Source organism: Diaphorobacter caeni, from assembly GCF_015354245.1.
Taxonomy (GTDB): domain Bacteria; phylum Pseudomonadota; class Gammaproteobacteria; order Burkholderiales; family Burkholderiaceae_C; genus Diaphorobacter_A; species Diaphorobacter_A caeni.
Window position 1 is genome coordinate 47,775 of record NZ_JADKYZ010000005.1, and the last position, 14,449, is coordinate 62,223.

At 64.4% G+C, this 14,449-nt stretch carries 11 protein-coding genes; 8 read left to right on the plus strand and 3 right to left on the minus strand.

The genetic code is table 11. The features are described 5' to 3' along the window. Nucleotides 1-6 precede the first annotated feature (6 nt). The 4 genes from ISG32_RS13525 (at nucleotide 7) to ISG32_RS13540 (ending at nucleotide 4,397) form a co-directional block, all read left to right on the plus strand. A complete protein-coding gene (locus ISG32_RS13525; RefSeq protein ID WP_194771560.1) occupies nucleotides 7-1,212 on the plus strand; it encodes a CaiB/BaiF CoA transferase family protein in 1,206 nt (401 codons plus the stop codon). Between the two features lie 54 nt (nucleotides 1,213-1,266). Further along, on the plus strand, nucleotides 1,267-2,634 hold the full coding sequence (locus tag ISG32_RS13530; protein ID WP_194771561.1) for an MmgE/PrpD family protein: 1,368 nt from the start codon (nucleotides 1,267-1,269) through the stop codon (nucleotides 2,632-2,634). 94 nt (nucleotides 2,635-2,728) lie between these two features. Further along, nucleotides 2,729-3,757, plus strand: coding sequence for a tripartite tricarboxylate transporter substrate-binding protein (locus ISG32_RS13535; protein ID WP_194771562.1), 1,029 nt, complete (start codon nucleotides 2,729-2,731; stop codon nucleotides 3,755-3,757). 391 nt (nucleotides 3,758-4,148) lie between these two features. Further along, a complete protein-coding gene (locus ISG32_RS13540) occupies nucleotides 4,149-4,397 on the plus strand; it encodes a GlsB/YeaQ/YmgE family stress response membrane protein (protein ID WP_194771563.1) in 249 nt (82 codons plus the stop codon). An 89-nt stretch (nucleotides 4,398-4,486) separates the two neighbouring features. On the opposite strand, the gene ISG32_RS13545 is transcribed toward ISG32_RS13540, so the two are convergent. After that, on the minus strand, nucleotides 4,487-5,833 hold the full coding sequence (locus ISG32_RS13545; protein WP_194771564.1) for an MFS transporter: 1,347 nt from the start codon (nucleotides 5,831-5,833) through the stop codon (nucleotides 4,487-4,489). A gap of 140 nt (nucleotides 5,834-5,973) precedes the next feature. Next, nucleotides 5,974-7,617: a GMC family oxidoreductase gene (locus tag ISG32_RS13550; protein WP_194771565.1), complete on the minus strand. Its 1,644-nt coding sequence runs from the start codon at nucleotides 7,615-7,617 to the stop codon at nucleotides 5,974-5,976. Between the two features lie 124 nt (nucleotides 7,618-7,741). Between ISG32_RS13550 and ISG32_RS13555 the strand changes: the two genes are divergently transcribed. After that, a complete protein-coding gene (locus tag ISG32_RS13555) occupies nucleotides 7,742-8,566 on the plus strand; it encodes an IclR family transcriptional regulator (RefSeq protein WP_194771566.1) in 825 nt (274 codons plus the stop codon). A gap of 346 nt (nucleotides 8,567-8,912) precedes the next feature. Then, the gene (locus ISG32_RS13560; RefSeq protein WP_407645056.1) at nucleotides 8,913-9,944 is read left to right on the plus strand and encodes a porin; all 1,032 of its coding nucleotides are present in this window, start codon (nucleotides 8,913-8,915) and stop codon (nucleotides 9,942-9,944) included. A 63-nt stretch (nucleotides 9,945-10,007) separates the two neighbouring features. Here the strand turns inward: ISG32_RS13560 and ISG32_RS13565 are convergent, their stop codons facing one another. Further along, nucleotides 10,008-11,870, minus strand: a complete 1,863-nt coding sequence (locus tag ISG32_RS13565) for an alpha/beta hydrolase family protein (RefSeq protein ID WP_407645063.1) — start codon at nucleotides 11,868-11,870, stop codon at nucleotides 10,008-10,010. Nucleotides 11,871-12,038: 168 nt separating this feature from the next. On the opposite strand from ISG32_RS13565, the gene ISG32_RS13570 reads away from it, so the two are divergent. Both ISG32_RS13570 and ISG32_RS13575 read left to right on the plus strand, forming a co-directional pair. Then, the gene (locus tag ISG32_RS13570) at nucleotides 12,039-13,181 is read left to right on the plus strand and encodes an NAD(P)/FAD-dependent oxidoreductase (RefSeq protein WP_194771567.1); all 1,143 of its coding nucleotides are present in this window, start codon (nucleotides 12,039-12,041) and stop codon (nucleotides 13,179-13,181) included. A gap of 146 nt (nucleotides 13,182-13,327) precedes the next feature. Further along, nucleotides 13,328-14,413, plus strand: coding sequence for a YkvI family membrane protein (locus ISG32_RS13575; protein ID WP_194771568.1), 1,086 nt, complete (start codon nucleotides 13,328-13,330; stop codon nucleotides 14,411-14,413). The last annotated feature ends 36 nt before the right edge of the window (nucleotides 14,414-14,449 follow it).

The following is a 14,449-nucleotide window of genomic DNA, read 5'->3' on the forward strand; positions in this document are numbered from 1 at the left end:
CACGCAATGAACGCATCAACCCAACGCCCGCGTCCGCTCGATGGCATCACTGTCATCTCTCTCGAACATGCCGTGGCCGCGCCATTCTGCACGCGCCAGCTTGCCGATCTGGGCGCGCGCGTGATCAAGGTGGAGCGCACCGGTGTGGGCGACTTTGCGCGTGGCTATGACCAGCGCGTGCTTGGGCAGTCCTCGCATTTCACCTGGATCAACCGCAGCAAGGAAAGCCTCGCGCTTGACCTGAAACAGCCACTCGCCCAGGAGGCGCTGATGCAGCTGCTGAGCGATACGGATGTGCTGGTACAGAATCTCGCACCCGGTGCAGCTGCGCGCATGGGACTTTCTTGTGAGGCGCTGCGTTCCAAATTTCCCAAGCTCATTGTCTGCGACATCAGCGGATACGGTGCCGACGGACCGTATCGCGACAAGAAGGCTTATGACCTTCTGATTCAAAGCGAGGCCGGTTTTCTTTCGATCACTGGATCGCCAGAAGTGCCAAGTAAGGCAGGCATTTCGGTGGCCGATATTGCTGCGGGCATGTACGCCTACACCAACATCATGTCGGCCCTGCTGCTGCGCGCCAAGACCGGCGAAGGCAGCCACATCGACGTGTCGATGCTGGAGGCGCTGGGCGAGTGGATGGGCTATCCGATGTACTACGCGTATGACGGCGCACCACCGCCGCCGCGCACCGGCGCGTCGCACGCCAGCATCTATCCCTATGGTCCGTTCGTGGCGGGTGATGGCGGCACGGTGATGCTTGGCCTGCAGAACGAACGCGAATGGCAGGCGTTCTGCGACAAGGTTCTGGAGCAGCCGCAGCTCGCCAAGGATGCGCGCTTTGACAGCAACGCGCACCGCAACGAGAACCGCGATGCGCTGAAGGCGGAAATTCTGCGGCTCTTCGGTGCACTCACGGCGCAGCAGATCGTCGAACGGCTGGACGCCGCCGGCATCGCCAATGCGCATGTGAACGACATGGCGGGCCTGTGGGCGCATCCGCAGCTTGAGGCGCGCCATCGTTGGCGCAGCGTTCCCACGCCCAAGGGCGACGTGCCCGCGCTGCTGCCGCCGGGGTTGAACAGTGCATTCGACTACCGCATGGACGCGGTGCCCGCCGTGGGCGAACACACGGCACGCATTCTCGCGGGGCTGGGCTGGTCCGCCGAGCGGATCGAGGCGCTGAACGCACCGAACAACGTCGCGGACTGACGACGCATCGCGCGGGCCGGAAAACCATATTCAAAGACAAAGGGGACTCACACCATGCAGCAGGACACAGCAGCCGCCACCATCCACCCGCTTGCGCAATTCGCCGCCACGCTGCGCTGGTCCGACATCCCGCCCGGAGTGCAGCGCAAGGCGGAGGACCTGCTGGTCGACTGGTTCGGCTCGGTGCTCGCGGGGCAGAGCGCGCGACCGGTGAGGAGCATCACGCGCTTCGCGCTGTCGCAGGGGCCTGCGCAGGGCGCGTGCGAGGTCATCGGCCAATCGGCGCGCACCTCGCCGATGATGGCCGCGATGGCCAACGCCGCGGCATCGCATGTGGCCGAGCAGGACGATGTGCACAACGGCTCGGTGTTCCATCCGGCGGCCGTCGTGTTTCCGCCGGCGCTTGCGGTCGCGCAGAGCATCGGGGCGAGCGGCGAGCGCTTCATGGCGGCCTGCGTGGCCGGTTATGAGGTGGGCATTCGCGTGGGCGAGTTTCTGGGCCGCAGCCACTACAGGATCTTTCACACGACCGGAACGGCGGGCACGATTGCCGCCGCCGCCGCCGTAGGTCACCTGCTGGAATTGACGCCACAGCAGATGCAGCACGCCTTCGGCTCGGCAGGAACCCAGGCGGCGGGTCTCTGGGAGTTTCTGCGCACCGCCGCCGACAGCAAGCAGCTGCACACCGCGCATGCCGCCTCGGCAGGGCTGACGGCGGCCTATCTCGCCAAGGATGGATTCACCGGCGCGCAGGACATCTTCACCGGCCCGCAGGGCATGGCGGCGGGCATGTCGACCGACTCGAATCCGGAGCGCCTTGTCGACGGACTTGGCGCGCGCTGGGCTACGCCCGAGACCTCATTCAAATGGCATGCCTCGTGCCGTCACACGCATCCGGCGGCCGACGCGCTGTTGCAGGTGATGCAGCAGCATCAGCTCAAGATTTCCGACATTGCGCAGGTCACCTGCCATGTGCATCAGGGCGCGATCGACGTGCTCGGACCCGTGGTGTCGCCTGCCACGGTGCACCAGAGCAAGTTCTCGATGGGCACGGTGCTGGCCATCGCCGCGCGCTTCGGCCACGCGGGGCTCACCGAATTCGACGAGCAGTTCCTCGCGCCCGACACCGTGGCGCTGCGTGACAAGGTCCGCATGGTGCTGGATGCGGAAGTGGATGCCGCCTACCCGCAGCGCTGGATCGGCAAGGTCAGCGTGCAGACCGCCGATGGCCGCACGCTGCACGGCCGCGTTGACGAGCCCAAGGGGGATCCCGGCAACACGCTCTCGCGCGCGGAGATCGAGGGCAAGGTGCTGCGTCTGGCCACCTATGGCAGTGATATTCCTGAGGACAAGGTGCACGCTGCGGTGCAAAGTCTGTGGAGCATCGCGAAGACGCCGCGGCTCGGGCGTCTGCTGGACTGAATTCGTCGCCGCCTCAGCAGCAGGAGCAGCAGCGTCATCGACATCGACATCGACATCGCCTTCATCACCCCCATGACAAGCAAGGAGACACCGCATGCATTCCCATTCTTCAGGACAGGTTCTTCGCCCGCACGCTCGGGTGGCGCGCCGCAGGGCGCTCGGCATCGCTGCGGCATCCCTGCTGGGCACTGCGGTGCTGCCTGCGCTGGCCTCGGGCTATCCGGACAAGCCGATCATCATGGTCGTGCCCTACAGCGCAGGCGGACCGACCGACGTGGTCGCGCGGCTGTTGGCCGTGCCGATGGGGGCGTCGCTCGGGCAGAACGTGCTGGTGGAAAACACGGTGGGCGCGGGCGGCACGATCGCACCGGCGCGCGTGGCAAGGTCCAAGCCCGATGGCTACACGATTCTGATCCACCACATGGGCATGGCGACGGCTCCATCGCTGTACAAGAAGCTGCCTTACGACCCGCTCAAGGACTTTGAATACATCGGCCAGGTGCTCGACGTGCCGATGACGCTGCTTTCGCGCAAGGAGTTTCCGGCCAACACCTTTCCCGAGCTCCTCGATCATGTGAAGAAGCATCAGGACACCGTGAGCATGGCGCATGCGGGCACGGGTGCGGTGTCGCAGTTGTGCAGCATGCTGTTCATGCACCAGACGGGGGTGAAGCTCACCACCGTGCCCTACAAGGGAGCGGGCCCGGCGATGAACGATCTGATGGGCGGGCAGGTCGATCTGCTCTGCGATCAGACCACGCAGACGGTACCCGTCATTCAGGACGGCAAGCGGGCCAAGGTGTTTGGCGTGACCACGCCGAAGCGGCTGTCTTCGCTGCCCCAGGTTCCCACGCTTGACGAGCAGGGGCTGAAGGGCTTTGACGTGAAGGTCTGGCACGGAATGTACGCGGCCAAGGGCACGCCCAAGGACGTGATCGACAAGCTCAACAAGGCTTTGAATGCGGCGCTTGTCGATGACAACGTGAAGAAGCGGATTGCGGAGTTGAGTTCTGATCTGGTGCCGCCGGAGAAGGCGACTCCCGAGAGTCTGCAGCGGCATCTGGAGGCGGAGGTGGCGCGGTGGGGGAAGGTGATTCGCGCGGCGGGGGTGAGTGCGGAGTAAGCGCTCCGCTGGGTTCCTCATTTTTTGCGGCTGCTGGGTGGTTGAAGGGCGGAGGCCGGGACTGCCCCCGGCGGGGCAATCACTTTTTGCTTGCGCGCAAAAAGTAATCAAAAACGCGCTTTGAAGTCCTCCGGCGGAACTCGACTTCGCGCTGCGCGCTCCGCTCGGACAACCGCGGGAAATCAGGTTTGAAGAGGGGTGTTCGGCACTTCGCTGCGCTTGTGCCGGGGCTCGCGGCTTCGCTCGCTGTGTTTTGGATTGGCGGCGCTTTCCTACTTTTTGTCTGGGTGTGCCCTCGTATGCTCACTGCAGGTTTCGGTTGCGAAGCCGTCGGCCTTGGCGTTTCTGCGGGTCGACTGTCATGTGTTGGTTTCAGCGGGAGAACATCGATATGTCAGCTTTTCTCTGGTTCATCATCGTGGGCGGCATCGCGGGCTGGTTGGCGGGGCTGGTCATGAAAGGTGGTGGGTACGGCATTCTGGGCAACATCGTCATCGGCATCATCGGTGCGGTGCTGGGTGGCTGGGTCTTCGGGGTGCTCGGACTGGGTGCGGGTGGTGGATTGATCGGCAGCATTCTTGTGGCGTTTGTGGGCGCGGTGATCCTGATCTTTCTGGCGCGGCTCATTCGACGGGCTTGACGGGCGCCCTTCGGCCTGTGAATGGGCGATAAAAAACCCCGCAGAGCCTGGGCTCTGCGGGGTTTTTCTTTTGCCTGCGAAGGGCGTGATCAGGTGCGTGCGGGGCGCATCTGCATCTTGGCTTCGGGAGCGTTGAGGGCGGCGGCTTGCTGGTCACGGCGGATCAGGGCGGCGCACCAGGCGGACACCAGACCGGCGAACAGCACGTAGGCGCAGATCAGCCATGGCTGGCCGTCGTTGAGCTTGAGCAGCGCGGTGGCGATGATGGGGGTGATGCCCGACGCGAAGATGCCCGAGAACTGGTAGACGAAGGAGATGCCGGTGTAGCGCACCTTGGCGTCAAACAGGTCGCAAAACAGCGCAGCTTCGGGGGCGTAGACCATGGCGTAGAGGATGCCGAAGGGGATGATGGTGGCGAGCCAGATCATCATCATGTTGCCGTTGCTGGTGCTCATCAGCCAGAACGCGGGGAAGGACACCACGCCGGTGATCAGCGAGCCCCACATGTACATGCGGGCGCGGCCCACCTTGTCGGACAGCTTGCCGAAGACCGGGATCGCGAAGCACATCACGATGGCGGCGGCCATCACGCCGATCAGCGCTTCGGAGCGCGTTATCTTGATCGTGGTGGTGAGGTAGGTGATCGAGAACACGCCGAAGATGTTGAAGAACACGCCGTCGATGTAGCGCGCGCCCATGCCCTTGAGCACGTTGCCGGGGTAGCGGCGCATCATGTCCATGAAGGGGATCGCGGTTTCCGCGTTGCGCTCCTTCACCGCGGTGAACTCGGGAGTTTCCTTCACGTGCAGGCGGATGAACATGCCGACCGCGACCATCAGGCCCGACAGCAGGAAGGCCACGCGCCAGCCCCAGGACATGAACTGCTCGTCCGTGAGGAAGTACGACAGCGCGCCGACCACGCCTGAAGCCATGAACAGGCCCAGCGCCAGACCGATCTGCGGCAGCGAGGCGTAGAAGCCGCGCTTTTCCTTGGGCGCGTATTCATAGGCCATCAGCACCGCACCGCCCCATTCACCGCCCAGGCCGATGCCCTGCGCCACGCGCAGCAGCAAAAGCAGGATCGGCGCGCCGATGCCGATCTGCGCATAGGTCGGAACCAGGCCGATGAGGAACGTGGCCACGCCCATGATCATGAGCGTCAGCACCAGCATGCTCTTGCGTCCGATCTTGTCGCCGAAGTGCCCGAAGATCACGCCGCCGAGTGGGCGTGTCACGAAGCCCACCGCGAACGTGGTGTAGGCGAGCAGCGTGGAGATCAGCGGGTCGGAGCTGGGAAAGTAGAGCTTGTTGAAAACGATGCCCGCCACCACGCCGTAGAGGAAGAAGTCGTACCACTCGATGGTGGCGCCGACGATGGCGGAAGTGACGACCTTGCGAATGACTTTCGGGTCGGTGGTCTGCGATGAATTGGCCATAGTTTGTCTCCGGTTGGAGCGGCATGAACGGCCTTGCGCGTGGCGGTCCGCGGCGACCCGGACGGGTTGCTCGGAACCACGGCAGGACCCTCTGCCGCCGTTGTCATTTCTCTTTGCAGGAATCCGGGTGCTGCGCCCTCTCAGGCCGCAGCGAGTTGCCTTGCGTCTTCGCGAATCATGTCGGCCGCCTTTTCGGCCATCATCACGACAGGCGCATTCGTATTGCCCGACACGAGTGTGGGCATGACAGAGCAATCCACGACGCGGATGCCCTTCACGCCATGAACGCGCAGTCGCGAATCGACCACGGCCATGGCGTCGTGTCCCATGCTGCAGGTACCGCTGGGATGGAAAATGGTGGCGCCGTTGTTGCGGCAGAACTCGAGCAGCTCGTCATAGCTCTGTGCGTCGCGTCCGGGCTTGACCTCGCGCTTGACGTAGGGCGACATGGCGCTTGATTCGGCGATCGCGCGCGCCGCGCGCACGGCCGCGACATTGGTGTCGCGGTCGAGCTGGGTGTCCAGATAATTGGGCTGCATGGACGGTGGCTGCAGCGCGTCGCGCGAGCGGATGCGCACTTGCCCGCGCGATTCGGGGCGCAGCTGGCAGACCGACATCGTGAAGCCCGAATACGGATGCACCTTGCCGCCGGCCATGTCGGCGGACAGCGTGGAGACGTGGAACTGAATGTCCGGCGTCTTCGTCACCGGCTGGCCGTTCGCGTCGCGCAGCGCATGCATGAAGCAGCCGCCCTGGTTGATGCCCACGGCGAGCGGGCCCGAGCGGTGGATCAGCCACTCCAGTCCCAGCTTGGCCTGGCCGAACAGCGTGTTGAGCTGGTCATTGGTGGTGATCGGCTTGGTGCATTCGTAGCTCAGACGGATCTGCAGGTGGTCCTGCAGGTTCTCGCCGACGCCGGGCAGATCGTGCGCGACGGGAATGCCCAGGCTCTCGAGCAGGTCGCGCGGCCCGATGCCCGAGAGCTGCAGGAGCTGTGGCGACTGGATGGCGCCGGCCGACAGAATCACCTCGCCGCCCGCCGTGGCCGTGCGTTCCTGGCCATGGTGCAGATAGTTCACGCCGACCACGCGCTTGCCGCGCAGAACGAGGCTCGTGGCCTGCGCATTGGTTTCGATGCGCAGATTCGGGCGCTTCTTCGCTTCGGTGAGATAGCCCTTGGCCGTGCTGCAGCGCAGGCCGTTGCGGGTGGTGAGCTGGTAGTAGCCCGCACCTTCCTGCGACGCGCCGTTGAAGTCATTGGTGCGCGGCACACCGTTCTCCACCGCACCGGCGATGAAGGCCTCGATCAGCTCGTGCTTGGCGCCGATGTCGGAGACCTGCAGCGGCCCCTTGCCGCCATGGAACTGGCTGTCGCCGCGCTCGTTGCCTTCGGACTTGATGAAGTAGGGCAGCACGTCCTTGAACGACCAGCCCTCGTTGCCCAGCTCGGCCCAGTGGTCGTAGTCCTCGGCCTGGCCGCGGATGTAGATCAGGCCATTGATCGAGCTCGAGCCGCCCAGCGTCTTGCCGCGCGGCCAGTAGATGCGGCGGCCGTTCATGTTGGGGTCGGGATCGGTCTCGAACTTCCAGTTGTAGACCGGGCTCCACATCGTCTTGCCGTAGCCGATGGGCAGGTGAATCCATGGCGAGCGATCCGGCGGCCCTGCTTCCAGCAGCAGCACCTGGTTGCGTGGATCCTCGCTCAGCCGGGCGGCGAGCACGCAGCCCGCCGAGCCTGCACCGACGACGATGTAGTCATAGGTGGGGGAGCTGTTGGACGTCATATGTCTCCTTTTATTTGTTCCATTGAATGGAACTATTGGTTCCTTTTAATGAAACTTTATAGGAATTTGCGGAACGTACAATGGGAAAAAACCCGAAGATTTCATCTTCCTTACAAAGCCACACATGTCGATTCGAAAGCCCGCAATCACTGCTCAGAAGCCGTCTTCCACCACCTCCGATCCGGGGAGCGGCGATGGATCAAGCGAACCGATATCGGTGTCGGAGCGGGCACTGTCGGTGCTGGATTTCGTGGCCCAGTCGGGGCGCGCGGGTCTGATGGATGTGGCGGGTGCACTGGGACTTCCGAAGGCCACGGCGTCACGCATGTGCAGCAATCTCGAGGCGCAGAACTGGCTCACCCGCGATCTCAACGATCGCACTTTCCAACCAGGCCCGCGACTGCTGAAAATGGCGCTGGCCACCCTCAAGACCGATCCGCGCCGCGAGCTGCGGCACAGCATCCTCTCCGAGCTGGTCAACGAGATCGACGAGACCTGCAACCTCACTGTGCTCGATGGCCTGAAGGTGCGCTATCTCGACCGCGTGGAAACGCACTGGCCGCTGCGCACGCAGTTCGAGGCGGGCTCGTACGTGCCGCTGCACGCCACGGCCAGCGGCAAGATGTACATCGCGATGATGTCGCCGCAAAAGCGCGCCACGGTGCTCGACCATGCCAACTTCACGAAGTTCACCGCCCACACGCTGACCCAGCGCGACGAACTCGAAGCCGCCTGCGAGAAGATCCGCGCCGATGGCTATTCGTTCGAGGTCGACGAGTTCATGCTCGGCCTCGTCGGCATGGCCGTTCCCATCCTCGACGACAAGGGCGAATGCCGCGCCACCATGGCCCTGCACGCCCCGACCGCACGCATGAAGTTCGAAGGCGCGCTCGCGGTGGTGCCCGCGCTCAAGCGCGCGGCGGAGCGCGTCAAGCCGCTGCTGTTCTGAATTTGAATCGCGGGTCATTGCCGATGTCCCCGCACCTGCGTGTCTTCTAGAATCGACGCAACCGGCCATGTTCGCGTGACGCAGATCGTCTGCTGCGTCACCACCCGCCGGTTCTCTCGTGTCAGCGTGTGCCGCACAGTGCGGCAGTCCACGCGCTGACTGCCTTTCAGCTTTTCCGCTTCGCCCGATGTTCCGTTGCACGCGCATGCGTGCCTGTTGTTCATCGCATGGGCTTGGCGGACACATCGTCAATGCAAGCTTCCAACGTGACGCCGCGCCCGGCACGGCAGCGCGTTGCCGACGGCTTGCGTGATTGGCGAAATCAGGAAAGAGGAGTCCTTTCAGGATGCAGACACAACAATCCCTTCGTCGCCTTCCAGGCAACCGTTGCCGCGCCACCATGGCCGCATGCGGTGCGACGTTTGCGGCCGCACTGATGGCCGCCGCGCCGATGAGCGCCAGCGCTCAGGATTCACAGGTGCGGATCAGCGGTTTTCTCGACGCGGGCGTGTTCCGCGGCTTTGATGGCGTGAACCAGCTCGGCACCATTCAGCGCAGCAATTTGGCGTTCTCCGGTGTGGAAGATCTCGGCGGCGGCCTCAAGGCCACGTTCCGCCTGAGCACGCGTTTCGAAATGGGCGATGGCCACAGTGAAGACGCGGGCAAGAAGCCGTTCTGGCACGATGAATCGACCGTGGGGCTGGAAGGCGGCTTCGGCAAACTGCGTCTGGGACGCGCACTTTCGGCGTTGTGGGCGCAGGATTGGCAGTTCGATCCATGGGCCAACAACAACCGCGTTGCTTCGCCTGCGTGGTACTACTGGCATCCGCTCACACCCACCGATCGCGCAAGCAACAACGGCTTCGCCGAATACGGCCGGATGAACGATGGCATCTTCTACGACTCGCCCACCATCGCCGGTTTCACGCTGCATCTGAGTGGATCGACCGAGCGCACGCAGGCTCCGGGCAAGGACGGGCGTGGATACTCCGCATCGCTCAACTACGCGCAGGACGCGCTCGCCGCAATGCTCGCTTATGAGCGCAACGGCAGCGGTGATCGCGCGGTATTCGTGGCAGGCAAATACCGCTTTGGCAAGGCGGCAGTGATGGCCGCTTATGACGACAGCCGAGTGGCCGAGCATGGCGACAAATCGCGCTCGGCCACGCTCGGCGCGACCTACCAGATCGACGCCGTCACGCTCAAGGCCGGTTACGGCCGCCAGCGCTACAACGAAGATACCAACCAGTTCATCGCCCTGGGCGCGGACTACGCGCTGTCCAGGCGCACGACGCTGTATGCAAGCGTTGGCCATCAGCGCTACGAATGGCAGGGCTCGAAAACCGCATTTGGCGTAGGCATGTCGCACGCGTTCTGATGCGATGGAACGGCTCCCGGCACCCTTGTTGGGCGCGGGAGCCGTTGGCCTGCCTACAGAGAGTCAGCGCTTCAGATGCTCGGCGAGAAAGCGCTCCATCGCTTCATAGAACTCAAACTTGTTCTCGTCGTTGTGGAAGCCGTGGCCCTCGTTGTCTTTCACCATGTATTCCACCTCCACGCCGCGTGCCTGCAGGGCGGCGACCATCTGGTCGCTTTCGGCCTTGTTCACGCGTGGGTCCTGGGCACCCTGGGCGACGAAGAGCGGGGTTTTGATGCGGTCGGCAAGCAGGGCGGGTGAGGTGGCTTCGAGGCGGGCCTTGTCCTTCTCTGGATCGCCGACCATGGCCTGCATTTTCTCGAGCATCGGCTTCCAGTAGGGCGGGATGGTGCCGAGAAAGGTGAAGAGGTTGGAGACCCCCACGTAGTCCACGGCGGCTGCGTACAGGTCGGGCGTGAGCGTGACGCCCGCGAGCGTCGCGTAGCCACCGTAGCTCGCGCCGTAGATCGCGATGCGTTGGGGATCGGCGATGCCTTCGTTGATGAGCCACTGAACGCCATCGGTGATATCGTCCTGCATGCGCAGTCCCCATTGGCCGAAGCTCGCTTCCCAGAACGCGCGGCCGTAGCCGGTGGAGCCGCGGAAGTTCATCTGCAGCACGGCGTAGCCCCGGTTGGCGAGGAACTGCACCTCGGGGTTGTAGCCCCAGCTGTCGCGCGCCCAGGGGCCACCGTGCGGGTTGATGATGACGGGCAGTCGCTCGCCCGGCTTGCGATGCAGTGGCAGCGTGAGATAACCGTGGATCGTGAGGCCGTCGCGGCTTGTGTACTGGATGGGCTGCATGGGCGCCATGTCGGCCTCGGCGATGGCGGGGTTCATCTCGCTGAGCAGCGTGAGCGCGTCGCGCTGGGCGTCGTACAGGTAGCGTTTGCCGGGCGTGCGGTCGTTCACGGCGGCGACGATGAACACGTTCTCGTCCTTGTTGCTGGCCTGCAGATGGATCTCGTAGCCGGGCAGCTTGCGGCGGAGCTGCTCGTAGATCGTGCGCGTCGCGTCGTCGAAGAAATGCAGGTGCAGTCTGTCGGTCTGGTAGCTTGCGGCGGTGAGCACCTTGCGCTGGTGTGAGTAGCCCACGCCGTCGAGATCAACCTCGTCATTGGCGTAGATGAGCTCTTCGTCATCGGGCCTGGCCGGATCGATGCGCACGAAGGCCATCTTGTCGCGTCCGCGCGCGCTGTAGAGAAACAGGCTGCGGTTGTCGAAGTCGAAGAACGCCGGGCCGACGTTCACGCGGAAGTCGGTCTCGATGATGGGGCGGAACTCCTGCGATTCGTCGTCGCGGTAGAGCACCACGCTGCTCAATCCGTCGCTGGCCACGGCGGCGCGCAGCTTGCCCGCGTGATCGGTCTGCCAGCCGATGATGTTGCCGGGGTTCTCGGCCACGCGCTCGGAAGCTCCGGTGTGGATGTTCACGCGATAGACGTCGAACACCTCGGGGTTGCGCAGGTTGTGGCTGATGAGCACATGGTCGGCATCGTCCTCGAGATCGTCCTCGATGCTGGCGCGCACCTGCTCGCCGGGCGTGAGATCGAGCGACGCGCCGGTGCGCGTGTTCACCGCGAGCACGTGGAAGTTCTCGTCGCCGCCGAAGTCCTTGGAGAACAGCGCCACGTCGTGGCCCTTGAACACATAGCCCGCGAGATCGCGCTCGGTTTCGTGCGTGAGCTGGCGTGGCTCGCCCACGAGCTTCTCGCCGTCGAGCGGCTGCACGAACAGGTTCATGCGGCGCGCATCGCCCGAGGGTTGCATGAAGCCCAGCGTCCTGCCGTCATCCGACAGCCGGTAGTAGCCGCGCTCGGGGTTCTTGAAGAAGTCGCGCAGCGGGTATTGCCGGGGTGTCTGCTGTGGAGTGTTCACGGTCTCTATCCTCTTGATGCCATTGCCGATACGGAAGACAGCTTAAATGGGCCCGCCGTTGGCGCATTTCAAGTGCGGGATTGCGTGGACATCAGGCCCTGAGGAAAACCACGACACGCTCAGGAATTTTCCAATGAGATAATTTTCTTATTGGAAAAATTTTCGAACGGAACTGATATGACTGACAACGTGCTCGACTTTGCCGTGATCGGCGCGGGCATGGCGGGGGCTTCCGTGGCCTACCGTCTCGCGCAAAAAGGCGCTTCGGTGATCGTGCTGGAGCGTGAATCGCAACCTGGATACCACTCCACGGGTCGCTCCGCCGCGATGTTCATGGAGAGCTACGGCACCGATCAGATCCGCGCGCTCACCCGCGCAAGCCGCAGCTTCTACGCGCAGCCACCGGCAGGCTTCTGCAGCAACGAGCTGCTGCCCGCGCGCGACGTACTCTATGTCGGACAGGTGGGCCAGCAGCAGCTGCTTGACGATGCGCTCGCCATGTACATCAAGGACGGCCTCGAGGCGGAGATGATCTCCGCCGACCGGGCCAAGGAGCTGGTGCCGGTGCTCGAGCGCGACAAGATCATCGGCGCGGTGCACGACAAGGCCGCCACCGACATCGACGTGGCCGAGCTGCACCAGGGCTTTCTGCGCGGCATGCGCGAGCAGGGCGCGCAGCTGCGCTGCAACGCCGAACTGGTGAGCGCCGAGCGCGACGAGGCGAGCGGCGTCTGGTCCATCACGCTGCCCGGCGGCGATGTGGTGCGCGCACGCTCCGTCGTCAACGCCTCGGGCGCGTGGGCCGACACGGTCGCCGAGACCTGCGGCGCCAAGCCGCTGAACATTCAGCCCAAGCGCCGCACGGCCTTCACCTTCAACCCGCCCGAAGGCGTGGACGCACATGCCTGGCCCGTGGTCATCGGCGTGGACGAGAGCTTTTACTTCAAGCCCGATGCGGGCCAGCTGCTGGGCTCGCCCGCGAACGCCGACCCGGTGCCCGCGCACGACGTGGTGGCCGAGGAGCTCGATGTGGCGATGGGCATCCACGCCATCGAGGAGGTCTCGAGCCTGCGCATCCGCCGTCCCAACCATGTATGGGCGGGCCTGCGCAGCTTCGCGCCCGATGGCGATTTCGTGATCGGCTGGGACACGCGCCGCGCGGGCTTCTTCTGGCTTGCGGGCCAAGGCGGCTATGGCATCCAGACGGCTGCGGGCGCATCGGCCACGGCCTGCGCGCTGCTGCTGCGCGAGGCGCTGCCCGAGTCGGTCAGCCGGCACGGCGTGGACGCCGCCAAGCTGAGTCCCGCGCGCTTCGACTGAGATCGAAAGACGTACCTCGCGCAAGCCCTCTCCCGCGAAGCGGGGCAGGGCCTTGGCGAGGTCGGTCGCCGCATTGCAGTCGCTCGCCAGAATCATTCAAACCATTCCATCCATCATCCAACCATCCGACAAGGGAGAGACAAAAAATGAGTCCGTTCAAGGAAGTGTGCAAGATCGCAGGCGCGTTCGTCGGCGTGATCGTGGGGGCGGGCTTCGCCTCGGGGCAGGAAATCCTGCAGTTCTTCGCGAGCTTCGGCAGCATCGGCCTCGTGGGCTGCGTGGTCGCGGGCGTGGTGTTCGTGCTGTTGTCGATGGCGTTCTCCACCATGGGGCAGCGGCTGATGGCGAACTCGCACAAGGAGGTCGTCACCGCCATGCTCGGCAAGCATCTGGGTGCGGTGTTCGATGTGCTCATCACCTTCTTCCTGTTCGCGATCACCGTGGTGATGCTGGCCGGTGCGGGCTCGCTGCTGCACCAGTGGCTGGGCGTGCCCGAGGTCTGGGGCAGCGTGATCGCGACCATCGCCACGGTGCTCATCGTGTGCCTTGACGTGACCAGCGTGATCTCCTTTATCGGCGCGGTCACGCCGTTCCTGATGTTCATGACCATCGTGGTCGCGGGCTATGTGCTGATGACGCCGCACCCTGACCATGCAGCGCTGCAGGCCGCCGCGGAAACGCAACCCAAGGGCGCAAGCCATTGGCTGGTCGCCGCGCTGCTCTATGTCTCGTACAACACGGTGGCGGGCATGCCTTTCCTGGTGATCATGGGCGGCCAGGCCAGCTCGCGCAAGGTCGCGCTGTGGGGCGGCATTCTCGGCGGTCTGCTGCTCAGCCTGCTGATGCTGCTGATCGCTGCGGCCATGTATCTGCGCATGGACACCATCGGTGGTCTGTCGATGCCCATGCTCTCGATCGCCACGCAGATCTCGCCATGGCTGGGCCACCTGATGTCGCTGGTCATCTTCGGCATGATTCTGAACACGGCGGTCGGCATGCTCTACGCCTTCATGGCGCGCATCGTGCCGACGGGCACACGCCAGTTTCGCATCGGCACGGCCGTGGCGGGCGTGGTCGCGCTGGCGGGCAGCTTCGTGGGCTTCATCGCGCTGGTGGGCATGGTCTATCCGATCTACGGCTACATCGGCTTCGTGCTGATGGCGCTGGGCCTCGTCGGCTGGCTGCGCATGTCGCGCAAGCACTCGCCCGAAGTTCTGAGCGGCGGCCGCTGAGCGGGGTGCGGGCGTCGGAGGGATCGCGCCCGCTCC